The organism is Pseudoalteromonas sp. 23_GOM-1509m (assembly GCF_000518425.1).
In the GTDB taxonomy this organism is placed as follows: Bacteria; Pseudomonadota; Gammaproteobacteria; order Enterobacterales; family Alteromonadaceae; genus Pseudoalteromonas; species Pseudoalteromonas tetraodonis.
On sequence record NZ_JADO01000017.1, the window covers coordinates 111,538 to 127,964 of the forward strand.

Genomic DNA, 16,427 nt, shown 5'->3' on the forward strand with positions numbered 1-16,427 from the left:
ACTCTTGTGTTAATGAATTGCGTAAGTATAATAGGCATCCACTTTGCAGGGGCGTAGTTCCAATTGGTAGAACAGCGGTCTCCAAAACCGACGGTTGGGAGTTCGAATCTCTCCGCCCCTGCCAATTTTTACAAAGTGAATAAAGTCTAGAACTAAAAATCGGTTTGAGTAAGCTTGTTTTTAAGTTTAGATTTTAATGGATTAACCCTGTCGACGTGCAGGGTTGTTGTGTCTGTAGTTAAGGTAATAATATTATGAGCACGAATATAGAAACACCATCAAGTGGGATGGAGTCAGTAAAGTGGTTAGTAGCAATTGCGCTACTTGCAGGCGCAGTCGTTGGTAATCATATGTTTGCAGATCAGTCTGTATTACTACGTGCTATTGGCGTTGTGGTTGCAATAGCGGCGGGTTTAGCTATTGCTTCGCAAACTTTTAAGGGACGTACCTTCCTTGCTTTTGCTAAAGAAGCGCGTATTGAAGTACGCAAAGTAATTTGGCCAACGCGTCAAGAAACAACGCACACGACATTAATCGTAATGGTTGCAACAGTGATTATGGCACTTATCCTTTGGGGATTAGATGGCATTTTATTCCGCGCTGTAGGCTTTTTAACTGGATTGGAGATCTGATCCCATGTCGGATGAGAATAACGAAAAGAAACTACGTTGGTACGTAGTACAAGCTTTCTCAGGTTATGAGAAGCGTGTTGCTCAAACATTATTAGAGCACATTAAAATCAAAGGCCTAGAAGATAGCTTTGGTGAAGTATTAGTTCCTACTGAAGAAGTAGTTGAGATGCGTGCTGGTCAAAAGCGTAAGTCTGAGCGTAAATTCTTCCCAGGTTACGTACTAGTACAAATGGATATGAACGATGCAAGCTGGCACTTAGTAAATAGCACTGAACGTGTTATGGGCTTTATTGGTGGCACATCAGACCGTCCTGCACCAATTAGTTCTAAAGAAGCTGATCGCATTCTTAATCGCCTACAAGAAAACGCTGAAGCGCCTAAACCAGCAACATTATTTGAACCAGGTGAAGTGGTTCGTGTTACTGATGGTCCATTTGCTGACTTTAGTGGTGTGGTTGAAGAAGTTGACTACGAAAAGAGCCGCGTAAAAGTATCGGTACTTATTTTTGGTCGTTCTACGCCAGTTGAACTTGAGTTTGGTCAAGTTGAACAAGATAAGTAATTGATTTAAAGCGTTGTGTTAAAAGTTTCTTAATTTTTGGCACGAAGCTTGAAAAAGGCCGCTGATTAACTTATAATCAGCGGCCTTTTTGTATTCAGGGAAAACGTTTGTTTAACTGTTTACTAAAAAGTGAGAAACCAATTTTTAAACTGGGAAGCCGCTAGAGTACGCGTCCTCGCGCGCACAAGGCTAAGACCCACCTAATGAGGTATTTATAATGGCTAAGAAAGTTGAAGCTCTAATCAAGCTACAAGTTGCTGCTGGTATGGCTAACCCTAGTCCTCCAGTAGGTCCAGCACTAGGTCAACACGGTGTAAACATCATGGAATTCTGTAAAGCGTTCAACGCACGTACAGAATCTATCGAAAAAGGCGCTCCAGTTCCTGTAGTGATCTCTGTTTACGGCGACCGTTCATTTACGTTCGACATGAAAACGCCACCGGCTGCTTACTTACTTAAGAAAGCTGCAGGTATCAAATCTGGTTCAGGCCGTCCTAACACTGAAAAAGTAGGCACAGTAACTCGTGCTCAACTTGAAGAAATCGTTGAGACAAAGAAACCAGACCTTACAGCTTCTGATTTAGAAGCTGCGGTTCGCACTATCGCAGGTTCTGCGCGTGCGATGGGCTTGAACGTAGAGGACTAAGATAATGGCTAAATTAACTAAACGTATGCGTACTATCCGCGAAAAAGTGGAAGTAACTAAAGATTACGAAATTAACGAAGCAGTTGCTCTTTTAAAAGAATTAGCGACAGCTAAATTCGTAGAAAGTGTTGACGTTGCTGTTAACCTTGGTATCGATGCTCGTAAATCTGATCAAAACGTTCGTGGTGCGACTGTACTACCTAACGGTACTGGTCGTGACGTTCGTGTTGCTGTATTCACTCAAGGCGCTAATGCAGAAGCTGCAAAAGAAGCCGGTGCTGAATTAGTAGGCATGGAAGATCTTGCTGAACTAGTTAAGAAAGGCGAGATGAATTTTGACGTTGTTGTTGCATCACCAGACGCTATGCGTGTTGTTGGTCAACTAGGTCAAATCTTAGGCCCACGTGGTCTAATGCCAAACCCTAAAACTGGTACTGTAACACCTAACGTTGCAGAAGCAGTTAAAAATGCGAAAGCAGGTCAAGTGCGTTACCGCAATGACAAAAATGGTATCATCCATACTACGATTGGTAAGGTTGATTTCACTGCTGAGCAGTTACAACAAAACCTTGAAGCTCTAATTGTTGCGCTTAAGAAGGCTAAACCTTCTCAAGCTAAAGGTGTTTACTTGAAGAAAGTAACTATCTCTACAACAATGGGCGCAGGTGTTTCTGTTGACCAAAGCACTTTAAGCACAGTTGTTGCTTAATTGAGTGTTTACATGGCGTGAAATTTGTACTATAATTTTGCGCCATTTTGTTGATTAATTTAGTTAATCGCAAAGTAAAGAATTCGGGTTGAAGTCCATAATTTCGAAGCGCCTTTGGGCAACGCGATAAATTGGCCTTCCGTCCAAGACCGTAGGCGGCTTCGGCCTTAATATTACCTACGTAGACGGTGTGAATCCCCAGATAGATTTTTCCTAATCTTCTGGCTCTCGCCGTAAAAAGCATCTCCATCTTTATTGATGGGGAAGAGTAAAACAGGGAAGCCGATAAACGGTAACCCATTAAACCAGGAGTAACACCCATGGCTTTAAATCTTCAAGGCAAAAAAGCAATTGTTGCTGAAGTCAACGAAGCAGCCAATGGTGCTCTTTCTGCAGTTGTTGCAGATTCTCGTGGTGTAACAGTTGGTGCAATCACTGCCCTTCGTAAAGAAGCTCGTGCAAATGGTGTTTGGATGAAAGTTGTCCGTAACACTTTAGCAAAACGTGCTTTTGAAGGTACAGAGTTTGAGTGCCTTTCTGACTCATTAGTTGGTCCAAGCTTAATCGCTTTCTCATCAGAGCACCCAGGTGCAGCTGCGCGTATCTTCTCAGATTTCGCGAAAAAGAATGAGCATTTCGAACTTAAGATGGCCGCTTTTGAAGGTAATGTAGTAGACGCAGCTATGCTTGCAACTCTACCTACATACGACGAAGCTGTTGCACGCTTAATGAGCGCTATGAAAGAAGCGTCTGCTGGCAAATTGTGTAAAACAATTGAAGCAGTACGTGTACAGAAAGAAGAGCAAGCTGCTTAATTTTAAGTTGTTTAATCCCTTTCGGTGTAAATTTATTTGGACCTTAGAGTCCGTTAATTATTAGGAAATTTGTAATGTCTGTAACTAAAGACCAAATCCTTGACGCAATTGCTGAAATGTCAGTAATGGACGTTGTTGCTCTAGTTGAAGCAATGGAAGAAAAATTCGGCGTAACTGCTGCAGCTGCTATGGTAGCAGGTCCTGCTGCTGAAGCTGCTGAAGAGAAAACAGAATTTGACGTAATCCTTACTGGCGCTGGCGCTAATAAAGTTGCGGCAATCAAAGCTGTTCGTGGCGCAACTGGTCTTGGCTTAAAAGAAGCTAAAGCACTTGTTGAAGCTGCTCCAACTCCAGTTAAAGAAGGTATTTCTAAGGAAGAAGCTGAAGCTCTTGCTAAAGAACTTACTGAAGCTGGTGCTGAAGTTGAGGTTAAGTAATCTAGCTTTTGCTAGGTTCGCTGCCTGAGAAATCAGGCAAGGGCTGGTGATTATTTAATCACCGGCCTTTTTGCGCTATAGAGCGACTATTCTTATAGCGCAAATAAAATCTGATTTATTCTTTAATTTCAACGCTTTATAGTTTGCTAGTGTTGAGGTGGGATTAAGTTGGAACAACAGTTAAATGTTGTACATCTTGGCATAGATGCCAGTTAAGTCTGTTCTTACAAGAACAGGTCGGGTCAAAGATCAGCAAGCTGAGGAACCCCATGGCTTACTCTTATTCTGAAAAGAAACGTATCCGTAAGGATTTTGGTAAACGTCCACAAGTTTTGGATATACCTTTCTTACTGTCGACGCAGTTAGAATCGTTTAAAAAATTCTTAGTCCCGGACGCTGATGGCGATCATGGTTTGGAAGCTGCCTTCCGTTCTGTGTTCCCAATTAAAAGCTACTCGGGAAATTCTGAGCTTCAATACGTAAGTTATCGTATTGGTGAGCCAGTATTCGATGTAAAAGAATGTCAAATTCGCGGTGTGACTTATTCTGCTCCACTTCGCGTGAAACTGCGTCTTGTAGTAATGGACAAAGAAGCTCCAGGCACAGTTAAAGACATTAAAGAGCAAGAAGTTTACATGGGCGAAATTCCGCTCATGACCGATACCGGTACTTTTGTAATCAATGGTACAGAGCGTGTTATCGTTTCTCAGCTACACCGTAGCCCTGGTGTATTCTTTGATAACGACCGCGGTAAAACTCACTCGTCAGGTAAAGTGCTTTATAACGCACGCGTAATTCCTTACCGTGGTTCATGGTTAGACTTCGAATTTGATGCAAAAGATAACTTATATGTACGTATTGACCGTCGTCGTAAATTACCGGCGTCTATCATCTTACGTGCACTTGAGTACACGAGTGAAGAAATCCTAGATATCTTCTTCGATACTACTGCGTTTGAAATTGCTGACGGTAAAGTTCTTATGGAACTTGTACCTTCACGTTTACGTGGTGAAACTGCCGCTTTTGATATCAAGAGCGAAGACGGTGAAGTCCTTGTTGAAAGCGGTCGTCGTGTTACGGCTCGCCACATCAAGAGCATCGAGAAAAAAGGCATTAATCAATTAGAAGTACCACATGAGTACATCATTGGCCGTGTATTAGCGAAGAACTATGTTGATGAGTCAACAGGTGAAATCATCGCGACTGCAAATGACGAGCTAACGCTTGAAATGATGGCTGAATTGGTTAAAGCAGGTCACACTACTATTGATACATTATATATCAATGAAGTGGACAGCGGCGCTTACATGTCAAATACATTAAACATTGACTCGTCAAGCAACCGTTTAGAAGCACTAGTAGAAATTTATCGCATGATGCGCCCAGGCGAGCCACCGACGAAAGACGCGGCTGAAGCCTTATTTGAGAACTTATTCTTCTCAGAAGAACGCTATGACTTATCAACAGTAGGTCGTATGAAGTTCAATAGCCGTGTTGGTTACGATTCAGACACAGGCCCTGGCACATTAAGCAAAGAAGACATCGTAGCGGTTATGAAAGTATTGATTGCTATTCGTAACGGTGTTGGCGATGTTGATGATATAGACCACTTAGGCAACCGTCGTATACGTAGTGTTGGCGAAATGGCTGAGAACCAATTCCGTGTAGGTTTAGTACGTGTAGAACGTGCTGTACGTGAGCGCTTAAGCTTAGGTGACCTAGACGCGATCATGCCACAAGATCTTATTAACGCTAAGCCTATTTCGGCAGCAGTTAAAGAGTTCTTCGGCTCGTCTCAGTTATCACAGTTTATGGACCAAAATAACCCGCTATCAGAAGTAACGCACAAGCGTCGTATTTCTGCATTAGGTCCGGGCGGTCTAACTCGTGAGCGTGCTGGCTTTGAAGTACGTGACGTTCACGTAACTCACTACGGTCGTGTATGTCCAATCGAGACTCCTGAGGGTCCAAACATCGGTCTAATTAACTCATTGTCTACGTATGCACGTACCAATGACTACGGTTTCTTAGAAACACCTTACCGCAAAGTGGTAGACGGTGTAGTAACTGATGAAGTTGATTACCTATCAGCCATTGAAGAAGGTCAGTTTGTTATCGCACAGGCGAACTCAAACTTAACTGAAACCAATGAGTTTGTAGATGAACTTATTCCATGTCGTCACAAAGGTGAATCAACCTTTATGGGTCGCATGGACCAACAATATATGGATGTATCACCACAACAGGTGATCTCTGTAGCGGCCGCACTTATCCCGTTCCTAGAACACGATGATGCTAACCGTGCATTGATGGGTTCAAACATGCAACGTCAAGCAGTACCAACATTGAAAGCGGACAAACCGTTAGTAGGTACTGGTATTGAGTTAACACTAGCGAAAGACTCTGGTGTAACGATTGTTGCAAAACGTGGTGGTGAAGTAATGTATGCCGACGCAAGTCGCATCGTTGTTAATGTACATGAAGAAGAACGCATTCCTGGTGAAGCGGGCATCGACATCTACAACTTAACCAAGTACACACGTTCTAACCAAAATACATGTATTAACCAAAAACCAACATGCATGGTTGGTGAACCGGTTACTCGTGGCGATGTGTTAGCAGATGGTCCTTCGACTGACTTAGGTGACTTAGCCCTTGGTCAAAACCTTCGCGTGGCATTCATGCCATGGAACGGTTACAACTTCGAGGATTCAATCTTACTATCAGAGCGCGTAGTTGAAGAAGATCGTCTAACGACTATTCATATTCAAGAACTACAGTGTATTGCCCGTGATACTAAATTAGGCTCAGAAGAGATCACAGCAGATATCCCGAACGTGGGTGAATCTGCACTAGGCAAGCTTGATGAATCAGGTGTTGTATATATTGGTGCTGAAGTTAAAGGCGGCGATATCCTAGTAGGTAAAGTGACTCCGAAAGGCGAAACGCAATTAACACCAGAAGAAAAGCTACTACGTGCTATCTTCGGTGAAAAAGCGTCTGACGTTAAAGACAGCTCTTTACGTGTACCAAACTCTGTAACTGGTACTGTAATCGACGTACAAGTTTTCACCCGTGATGGTGTTGAAAAAGATAAACGTGCGTTAGAAGTTGAAGACATGCAGCTTCGCGAAGCGAAAAAAGACTTCAACGAAGAGTTCCGTATTCTAGAAGCCGGTGTTTTAGACCGTGCACGCAAGTTACTTGTGGCAGCTGGTTTCGATGAAGACAACTTAGCGTCACTGAATGCTGAAAAGTTACTAACTCAAAGCCTTGCTGAAGAAGACAAGCAAGCTGAACTTGAGCAACTAGCTGCACAGTACGATGAGCTTAAAGCTGAATACGATAAGAAGTTTGAAAACAAACGTCGTAAAATTACCCAAGGTGATGACTTAGCACCAGGCGTACTTAAGATTGTTAAAGTATACCTAGCTGTTAAACGTCGTATCCAACCGGGTGATAAAATGGCGGGTCGTCACGGTAACAAAGGTGTTATCTCGACTATCGTACCAGTAGAAGATATGCCATACGATGACAAAGGTCGTACGGTAGATATCGTACTAAATCCACTAGGTGTACCATCACGTATGAACATCGGTCAGATCCTTGAAACACATATGGGTCTAGCTGCACGTGGTATTGGTGAGCGCTTAGAAGAAATGATGAAAGAGCAACGCGAGCTTCATGAGCTACGCGAATTCATCAAACAAGCTTATGAGATCGGTGAGTCTCGTCAGGTTGTGGATATTGCTAGTTTCTCTGATGACGAAATTCGTCGTTTAGCTGAAAACTTGAAAGGTGGTTTACCGATTGCTACTCCTGCATTTGATGGCGCGAAAGAAAGCGAAATCAAAGACATGCTAGAGCTAGGCGGCTACCCTAGAAGTGGTCAGGTTACACTTTATGATGGCCGTACTGGCGATCAGTTTGAACGTCAAGTAACTGTAGGTTACATGTACATGCTTAAACTTAACCACTTGGTTGACGATAAGATGCACGCACGTTCTACTGGTTCTTACAGCCTTGTTACTCAGCAGCCGCTGGGTGGTAAAGCACAGTTCGGTGGCCAGCGTTTTGGTGAAATGGAAGTATGGGCACTTGAAGCTTACGGTGCTGCTTACACGCTACAAGAAATGCTAACAGTGAAATCGGATGACGTGAACGGTCGTACTAAGATGTATAAAAACATCGTTGATGGTAACCATAAAATGGAACCAGGTATGCCAGAATCGTTCAACGTATTGTTGAAAGAAATCCGCTCACTGGGTATCAACATCGAGTTGGAAGAAAATTAAGCCAATTAGATGCTGCAGTTAGCGCTGCAGCATCTGTTATGGCTGAATAGAATGTAGGGACGAGAACATCCGTCCTCAAGATTAACTCCGACAGGAGAGCTAAGGTGAAAGACTTACTTAAGTTTCTGAAGCAACAAAATAAGACCGAAGAATTCGATGCAATTCGCATTGGTCTTGCTTCACCAGACATGGTTCGTTCATGGTCATACGGTGAAGTAAAGAAACCTGAGACTATTAACTACCGTACTTTCAAGCCTGAGCGCGATGGCTTATTCTGTGCCCGTATTTTCGGCCCAGTGAAAGATTATGAGTGTTTATGTGGTAAATATAAACGCCTTAAACACCGTGGTGTGATCTGTGAAAAGTGTGGCGTTGAAGTAACACTCACTAAAGTGCGTCGTGACCGTATGGGTCATATAGAACTGGCAAGTCCAGTTGCGCATATATGGTTTTTAAAATCATTACCGTCACGTATCGGCTTAATGCTTGATATGACACTTCGTGATATTGAACGTGTTCTTTACTTCGAATCATTCGTAGTAACTGAGCCTGGCATGACAACGCTTGAGCGTGGTCAGCTATTAGGTGAAGAAGAATACCTAGATGCACTTGAAGAGCACGGTGATGAATTTGAAGCGAAGATGGGTGCTGAAGCAGTATTAGACTTACTGCGTGAACTCGATCTTGCTCAATTAATTGCAGAAATGCGTGAAGAGTTACCAACAATTAACTCTGAAACTAAGCGTAAAAAGATCACTAAACGTCTTAAGTTAATGGAATCGTTCCACCAATCAGGTAATAACCCAGAGTGGATGATCATGACAGTACTTCCAGTATTGCCACCTGACTTACGTCCACTAGTACCACTAGACGGTGGTCGTTTTGCGACATCTGATCTAAATGACCTTTACCGTCGTGTTATTAACCGTAATAACCGTCTTAAGCGTCTACTAGATTTAGCTGCACCAGATATTATCGTACGCAACGAAAAACGTATGTTACAAGAAGCGGTTGATGCGCTACTTGATAACGGTCGTCGTGGTCGTGCAATTACAGGTTCTAACAAACGTCCTCTTAAATCGCTTGCTGATATGATCAAAGGTAAGCAAGGTCGTTTCCGTCAGAACTTACTTGGTAAGCGTGTAGATTACTCTGGCCGTTCTGTAATCACGGTTGGTCCTACACTTAAGCTTCATCAGTGTGGTCTTCCTAAGAAGATGGCATTAGAGCTTTTCAAACCATTCATCTATGGCAAATTAGAGCGTCGCGGCATGGCTACGACAATCAAAGCTGCTAAAAAGATGGTTGAGCGTGAAGTAGCGGAAGTATGGGATGTACTAGACGAAGTAATTCGTGAACATCCAGTATTACTTAACCGTGCACCAACACTTCACCGTTTGGGTATCCAAGCGTTTGAACCTGTGCTTATCGAAGGTAAAGCGATTCATTTGCACCCATTAGTATGTGCGGCGTACAACGCCGATTTCGATGGTGACCAAATGGCGGTACACGTACCGCTAACAATTGAAGCGCAACTTGAAGCTCGCGCGTTGATGATGTCTACAAACAACATCTTATCGCCTGCTAATGGTGAGCCAATCATCGTTCCTTCACAGGACGTTGTATTAGGTCTTTATTACATGACGCGTGATCGTATTAACGCGAAAGGCGAAGGCGCCGTATTTAAAGATCCTAAAGAAGCAGAAAAAGCATACCGTAGTGGTAATGCCGACCTTCACGCTATCGTGAAAGTACGTATTAGCCAATCAGTTAAAAACGAAGAAGGTGTTGTTGAAGACACTGTAACCGTAATTGATACTACTGTTGGTCGTGCGATTCTGTCTTTAATTTTACCAAAAGGCATGCCGTATGAGTCAATCAACCAAGCCCTAGGTAAAAAGCAGATTTCTGGCTTAATTAATGAGTGTTACCGTCGTCTTGGTCTAAAAGACACAGTTATGTTTGCTGACCAAATCATGTACACCGGTTTCCACTATGCAATGAAGTCTGGTGTTTCAATTGGTATCGATGACTTAGTTATCCCACCAGTTAAAGCAGCAATCATTGAATCAGCTGAAGCTGAAGTAACTGAAATCAACCAACAATTCCAATCAGGTCTTGTAACGGCTGGTGAAAAGTACAACAAAGTTATCGATATCTGGTCACGTGTAAATGAAAACTTATCACGTGAAATGATGGCCAACTTGTCAAAAGACACGGTTATCAATGCAAAAGGTGAAGAAGTAGAGCAACCGTCATTTAACTCAGTGTTTATGATGGCCGACTCAGGTGCTCGTGGTAGTGCCGCTCAGATCCGTCAGCTAGCAGGTATGCGTGGCCTAATGGCACGTCCAGATGGTTCAATCATCGAGACGCCAATCACGGCTAACTTCCGTGAAGGTCTAAACGTACTTCAGTACTTCATCTCAACGCACGGTGCGCGTAAAGGTCTTGCCGATACAGCACTGAAAACAGCGAACTCGGGTTACCTAACGCGTCGTCTAGTAGACGTTGCACAAGATTTGGTAATCAACGAAGACGATTGTGGCACAGAAGATGGCTTAACAATGAAACCGCTAATTGAAGGTGGTGACGTTGTAGAAGCACTTCGCGAACGTGTACTAGGTCGTGTTGTCGCTGAAGACGTTGTGATCCCAGGTACTAATACAGTACTTGTTGAACGTAACATCATGCTTGACGAAAAACTGTGTGACCTTTTAGAAGAGCACTCAGTTGATGAAGTTCGCGTACGTTCAGTTATCACTTGTGATAACGACTTTGGTGTATGTGCTAAGTGTTATGGTCGTGACCTTGCACGTGGTCATATCATCAACGCGGGTGAATCAGTAGGTGTTATCGCGGCACAGTCAATCGGTGAGCCGGGTACACAGCTTACGATGCGTACCTTCCACATCGGTGGTGCGGCATCAAGAGCGTCTGCTGAAAATAATGTACAAGTTAAAACAAACGGTACATTAAAACTTCACAACGCTAAATATGTATTAAATACAGACGGTAAGATTGTTATTACCTCTCGTTCTACCGAGATCACTATCATTGATAGCTATGGTCGTGAGAAAGAGCGTTATAAAGTACCTTACGGTGCGGTATTAACAGTGCAAGACAATGCAGAAGTTCAAGGTAACGACATCGTTGCTACTTGGGACCCGCATAGTCACCCAATCGTTCTTGAGCATAAATCAAAAGTATCGTTCAGCGATATCGATGATTCAAACACTGAAGCACAGACTGACGAACTAACGGGTTTAACTCGTGTAGTTGTTAAAGATCTTGCTAAAGCGAATGCGAAAGAACCAAAGCTTATCATTGAAAGTGATGAGCGTGGCTTGCAAGAAACGCGTCTTCCTTCATTCACTACGATTGAAGTAACAGACGGCGCGACTGCAAACCCAGGTGACGTGTTAGCACGTATTCCGCAAGAAGGTTCGAAAACTCGTGATATCACGGGTGGTCTACCACGCGTAGCCGACTTATTTGAAGCACGTAAGCCGAAAGATCCAGCTATCTTAGCTGAAATCACCGGTACGATTAGCTTCGGTAAAGAGACTAAAGGTAAGAAACGTTTAGTTATTACACCAGCTGAAGGCGATCATTACGAAGAAATGATTCCTAAGTGGCGTCAACTTAACGTGTTTGAAGGTGAGCAAGTGTCTAAAGGTGAAGTTATCGCCGATGGTCCAGAATCACCGCATGACATCTTACGCCTACGTGGTGTGACTCATGTTGCTAATTACATTGTTAACGAAGTGCAAGAGGTTTACCGTTTGCAGGGCGTTAAGATCAATGATAAGCACATTGAAACTATTATTCGTCAAATGCTACGTAAATGTATCATTCTAGACGGTGGTGATACTGAGTTCTTAGCCGGTGAGCAAATTGAAGTGGCACGCGTTAATATCGCAAACCGCGACCTTGAAGCTCAAGGTAAGATCCCAGCTAAGTTTGAAATCCAGTTAATGGGTATCACAAAAGCATCACTAGCGACAGAATCTTTCATCTCAGCAGCCTCGTTCCAGGAGACAACTCGTGTCCTAACAGAAGCCGCTGTAAATGGTAAGAGCGATGAACTACGCGGTCTGAAAGAAAACGTAATTGTGGGTCGATTGATCCCAGCCGGTACCGGTTTTGCGTATCATCAAGAGCGTATGGCTCGTCGTAAGCAAAAAGACGTTGTTGAAGAGCAAACGGTAAGTGCGGAAGAGGCAACTCAAGCACTCACTGATGCTTTAAACGCGGATTTATCTGGAAATCAATAAACCGAATCTAATCAATAGATTAGAGTTTCACAAGGCAGTTATCTACTGCCTTGTGAGCGGTTTAGGTTGACAGGTCAATCTTTGCTCATTAAAATTCCGCCACCCATTTACTTGCACGTTTAAAACATGCTGGTAAAACAAGGGCGGATTTTTTATTTTTTTTCAGTAGTAATTTTAATTTCAGGAGCTATTTAAATGGCAACTATTAACCAGCTAGTGCGTAAGCCACGTCGTAGCAAGGTTACTAAAAGTAACTCAGCTGCGCTTAAAGCGTGTCCGCAAAAGCGTGGTGTATGTACTCGCGTATATACAACTACACCTAAGAAACCAAACTCGGCGTTACGTAAAGTAGCTCGTGTACGTTTAACTAACGGTTTCGAAGTAACTTCATACATCGGTGGTGAAGGTCATAACCTTCAAGAGCACAGTGTAATCCTAATCCGTGGTGGTCGTGTTAAAGATTTACCAGGTGTGCGTTTTCACACTGTACGTGGTGCACTTGACTGTGCAGGCGTTAGCGACCGTCGTCAAGCTCGTTCTAAATACGGTGCAAAACGCCCTAAAGGCTAATTGTTTTCCGTTAGTAAGGCCAAGCACTAAATATTATTAATTATTGTTTTGGGTGATTGACTCGAAAGAGCAAACCTGAATAAACCGGAGATACAAAATGCCTAGAAGACGCGTAATAGGTCAACGTAAAATTCTTCCAGATCCTAAGTTCGGATCGGAACTTCTTGCTAAGTTCGTTAACATCGTAATGTTAGACGGCAAGAAATCTACTGCTGAAAAAATCGTTTATGGTGCGCTAGACGTGGCTGCTGAGAAATCAGGCAAGTCGCACCTAGAAATCTTTGAAACTGCACTTGATAACATCCGTCCACAGGTAGAGGTTAAATCTCGCCGTGTTGGTGGTTCAACTTATCAAGTACCAGTTGAAGTACGTCCAGTACGTCGCAACGCATTAGGTATGCGTTGGTTAGTAGACGCTGCACGTAAGCGTGGCGAAAAATCTATGGGCTTACGTTTAGCTCAAGAAATCGTTGACGCTGCTGACAACAAAGGCACTGCGGTTAAGAAACGTGAAGACGTTCACCGTATGGCTGAAGCGAATAAAGCATTCGCTCATTACCGTTGGTAATCTGTCCTTAACCTTTAAGAGGATTTTATGGCACGTACAACTCCACTTGAGCGTTACCGCAATATCGGTATTTGTGCTCACGTAGATGCAGGCAAAACCACCACAACAGAACGTGTTCTGTTCTACACAGGTCTTTCTCATAAGATCGGTGAAGTACATGATGGCGCCGCAACTATGGATTGGATGGAGCAGGAACAAGAGCGTGGTATCACAATCACTTCTGCTGCAACAACGTGTTTCTGGAAAGGGATGGACGCGCAATTTGACGACCATCGCATCAATATCATTGATACCCCAGGACACGTAGATTTCACTATCGAAGTAGAGCGTTCTTTACGTGTACTAGATGGTGCGGTAGTTGTTCTTTGTGCTTCATCTGGTGTACAGCCGCAAACTGAGACAGTTTGGCGTCAAGCGAACAAATACGAAGTTCCGAGAATGATCTTCGTAAATAAAATGGATCGCACAGGCGCTGACTTCTTAACGGTTGTCGGCCAGGTGAAATCTCGTCTTGGAGCAACGCCTGTTCCAGTCCAGTTGCCAATTGGCGCTGAAGACGACTTTAAAGGTGTTATTGACCTTATTAAAATGAAAGCTATTAACTGGAATGATGAAGACCAGGGTATGACTTTCTCTTATGAGGCAATACCGGCAGAACTTCAGGATTTAGCTGAAGAATGGCGCTCTCATTTAGTTGAAAGCGCTGCTGAAGCCTCTGAAGAACTAATGGATAAATACTTAGAAGGTGAAGAGTTAAGCGAAGCAGAAATTAAAAATGCTTTGCGTCAACGCACATTAGCGAACGAAATTGTTCCCATGACCTGTGGTAGTGCATTTAAAAACAAAGGCGTTCAAGCTGTGCTTGATTGCGTTGTTGAATATATGCCATCACCCACACAAGTGAAACAAATCCAAGGTATCCTCGAAGATGGTACCGAGGAAGAGCGTCCTGCTGATGATAAAGCGCCGTTTGCTGCACTTGCTTTTAAGATTGCAACAGACCCGTTTGTTGGCACCTTGACCTTTTTCCGTGTTTACTCTGGTACTGTTAAACAGGGTGACGCGGTATATAACCCAGTAAAAAGTAAGCGTGAGCGTCTTGGTCGTATCGTTCAGATGCATTCAAACTCACGTGAAGAGATCAAAGAAGTCTACGCAGGCGACATCGCGGCGGCTATTGGTCTCAAAGACGTAACAACAGGCGAGACACTGTGTGATCCGAATTCTATTATTACGCTAGAGCGTATGGAATTCCCAGAACCAGTTATCTCTGTTGCGGTTGAGCCTCGCACAATCGCTGACCAGGATAAAATGGGTATCGCGCTAGGTAAACTAGCGGCAGAAGATCCATCTTTCCGCGTACAAACTGACGAAGAATCAGGCCAGACGATTATCTCTGGCATGGGTGAACTTCACCTTGATATCATTGTCGACCGTATGAAACGTGAATTCAGTGTTGAATGTAACGTTGGTAAGCCGCAGGTTGCATACCGAGAAGCTATTCGTTCAACTGTTGAAGTTGAAGGGAAGTTTATACGTCAATCAGGTGGTCGTGGTCAATATGGTCACGTCTGGCTTAAACTTGAACCGATGGATATTTCGGATGATGAAGCCCCAATTTACGAGTTCGTTAACGAAACCGTAGGTGGGTCAGTTCCGAAAGAATACATCCCTGCGGTAGACAAAGGTATCCAAGAGCAAATGGCTCAAGGTGTACTGGCAGGCTACCCATTACTTGGCGTGAAAGCGACTTTATATGATGGTTCATTCCATGATGTAGATTCGAATGAAATGGCATTTAAAATAGCAGGTTCACTCGCTATGAAGCAAGGTGCGCTAGATGCAAACCCTGCTTTATTAGAGCCAGTAATGAAGGTTGAAGTACTCACTCCTGAAGCAAACATGGGTGATGTAGTTGGCGACCTAAACCGTCGTCGCGGCATGATCGAAGGCATGGAAGATGCACTTGGTGGACTTAAGCAAATTAATGCTCAGGTTCCGTTATCTGAAATGTTTGGTTATGCGACTGCTTTACGATCTGCAACACAGGGCCGTGCCTCATACTCTATGGAGTTTTTGAAGTACGCTGAAGCCTCTAAACAGGTTGCAGATACAATAATTTCAGCTCGCGCTGTTATATGATTTTAGCTTGTCTGGCTCAATACTGAGTCAGGCTTTAATTTCTTTATTAGGAATTTTTTAAGATGGCAAAAGAAAAGTTTGAACGCGTAAAACCGCACGTAAACGTTGGTACAATCGGCCACGTTGACCACGGTAAAACTACACTAACTGCAGCAATCACTAACGTACTTGCAAAAGTATACGGCGGTGTTGCTAAAGATTTCGCATCAATCGATAACGCTCCAGAAGAGCGCGAGCGTGGTATCACAATCTCAACTTCACACGTTGAGTACGATACTCCTACTCGTCACTACGCACACGTAGATTGTCCTGGTCACGCCGATTATGTTAAAAACATGATCACTGGTGCTGCTCAAATGGATGGCGCTATCTTAGTAGTAGCTGCGACTGATGGCCCTATGCCACAAACTCGTGAGCACATCCTACTTTCTCGCCAAGTTGGTGTTCCTTACATCGTTGTGTTCATGAACAAATGTGACATGGTTGATGATGAAGAGCTACTTGAGCTAGTAGAAATGGAAGTTCGTGAACTTCTTTCTGAATACGACTTCCCAGGTGATGACTTACCACTAATTCAAGGTTCTGCACTTAAAGCACTTGAAGGCGAAGAGCAATGGGAAGCTAAAATCGTAGAGCTTGCAGAAGCACTAGATACTTACATTCCAGAGCCAGAGCGTGACATCGATAAGCCATTCATCATGCCTATCGAAGACGTTTTCTCAATCCAAGGTCGTGGTACTGTTGTAACTGGCCGTGTTGAAGCTGGTATCATCA

General features: G+C 43.5%; 12 protein-coding genes and 1 tRNA gene. All 13 read left to right on the top strand.

From position 1 onward, the window contains the following. The first annotated feature begins 47 nt into the window (after positions 1-47). A tRNA-Trp gene (locus N523_RS0108285) sits at positions 48-124 on the top strand. A gap of 130 nt (positions 125-254) precedes the next feature. After that, positions 255-632, top strand: a complete 378-nt coding sequence (gene secE / locus N523_RS0108290; RefSeq protein WP_013463843.1) for a preprotein translocase subunit SecE — start codon at positions 255-257, stop codon at positions 630-632. 4 nt (positions 633-636) lie between these two features. Then, entirely contained in the window at positions 637-1,194 is a 558-nt protein-coding gene (nusG, locus tag N523_RS0108295) for a transcription termination/antitermination protein NusG (protein ID WP_013463844.1), read from the top strand. Between the two features lie 217 nt (positions 1,195-1,411). Further along, entirely contained in the window at positions 1,412-1,840 is a 429-nt protein-coding gene (gene rplK / locus N523_RS0108300; protein ID WP_008108462.1) for a 50S ribosomal protein L11, read from the top strand. 4 nt (positions 1,841-1,844) lie between these two features. Further along, positions 1,845-2,549, top strand: coding sequence for a 50S ribosomal protein L1 (rplA, locus tag N523_RS0108305; RefSeq protein WP_013463845.1), 705 nt, complete (start codon positions 1,845-1,847; stop codon positions 2,547-2,549). Positions 2,550-2,869: 320 nt separating this feature from the next. Continuing rightward, positions 2,870-3,364, top strand: coding sequence for a 50S ribosomal protein L10 (gene rplJ, locus N523_RS0108310; RefSeq protein WP_013463846.1), 495 nt, complete (start codon positions 2,870-2,872; stop codon positions 3,362-3,364). A 74-nt stretch (positions 3,365-3,438) separates the two neighbouring features. Beyond that, positions 3,439-3,801, top strand: coding sequence for a 50S ribosomal protein L7/L12 (rplL, locus tag N523_RS0108315; protein WP_013463847.1), 363 nt, complete (start codon positions 3,439-3,441; stop codon positions 3,799-3,801). Between the two features lie 269 nt (positions 3,802-4,070). Continuing rightward, positions 4,071-8,096, top strand: a complete 4,026-nt coding sequence (gene rpoB / locus N523_RS0108320; protein ID WP_024602214.1) for a DNA-directed RNA polymerase subunit beta — start codon at positions 4,071-4,073, stop codon at positions 8,094-8,096. 104 nt (positions 8,097-8,200) lie between these two features. Continuing rightward, positions 8,201-12,373 (top strand): DNA-directed RNA polymerase subunit beta', encoded by a 4,173-nt coding sequence (rpoC, locus tag N523_RS0108325; protein ID WP_013463849.1) that lies wholly within the window; start codon positions 8,201-8,203, stop codon positions 12,371-12,373. 195 nt (positions 12,374-12,568) lie between these two features. Further along, positions 12,569-12,943: a 30S ribosomal protein S12 gene (gene rpsL, locus N523_RS0108330; RefSeq protein ID WP_002958885.1), complete on the top strand. Its 375-nt coding sequence runs from the start codon at positions 12,569-12,571 to the stop codon at positions 12,941-12,943. Between the two features lie 97 nt (positions 12,944-13,040). Continuing rightward, positions 13,041-13,511 carry a 30S ribosomal protein S7 gene (rpsG, locus tag N523_RS0108335; RefSeq protein ID WP_010392135.1) on the top strand — a complete coding sequence of 157 codons (471 nt, stop codon included), beginning with the start codon at positions 13,041-13,043 and terminating at the stop codon, positions 13,509-13,511. A gap of 27 nt (positions 13,512-13,538) precedes the next feature. After that, complete coding sequence (fusA, locus tag N523_RS0108340) at positions 13,539-15,653, top strand: elongation factor G (RefSeq protein WP_013463850.1); 2,115 nt, start codon at positions 13,539-13,541, stop codon at positions 15,651-15,653. A 62-nt stretch (positions 15,654-15,715) separates the two neighbouring features. Further along, positions 15,716-16,427: elongation factor Tu (locus tag N523_RS0108345; RefSeq protein WP_028835963.1), on the top strand; the 712-nt coding region annotated here is incomplete at its 3' end.

What these genes read in the sequence shown, in the direction of transcription:
- secE (WP_013463843.1), top strand. Translation starts at nt 255, where the DNA reads ATGAGCACGAATATAGAAACACCATCAAGTGGGATGGAGTCAGTAAAG.
- rplL (WP_013463847.1), top strand. Translation starts at nt 3,439, where the DNA reads ATGTCTGTAACTAAAGACCAAATCCTTGACGCAATTGCTGAAATGTCA.
- rplA (WP_013463845.1), top strand. Translation starts at nt 1,845, where the DNA reads ATGGCTAAATTAACTAAACGTATGCGTACTATCCGCGAAAAAGTGGAA.
- rplK (WP_008108462.1), top strand. Translation starts at nt 1,412, where the DNA reads ATGGCTAAGAAAGTTGAAGCTCTAATCAAGCTACAAGTTGCTGCTGGT.
- rplJ (WP_013463846.1), top strand. Translation starts at nt 2,870, where the DNA reads ATGGCTTTAAATCTTCAAGGCAAAAAAGCAATTGTTGCTGAAGTCAAC.
- nusG (WP_013463844.1), top strand. Translation starts at nt 637, where the DNA reads ATGTCGGATGAGAATAACGAAAAGAAACTACGTTGGTACGTAGTACAA.
- rpsG (WP_010392135.1), top strand. Translation starts at nt 13,041, where the DNA reads ATGCCTAGAAGACGCGTAATAGGTCAACGTAAAATTCTTCCAGATCCT.
- fusA (WP_013463850.1), top strand. Translation starts at nt 13,539, where the DNA reads ATGGCACGTACAACTCCACTTGAGCGTTACCGCAATATCGGTATTTGT.
- rpoB (WP_024602214.1), top strand. Translation starts at nt 4,071, where the DNA reads ATGGCTTACTCTTATTCTGAAAAGAAACGTATCCGTAAGGATTTTGGT.
- rpsL (WP_002958885.1), top strand. Translation starts at nt 12,569, where the DNA reads ATGGCAACTATTAACCAGCTAGTGCGTAAGCCACGTCGTAGCAAGGTT.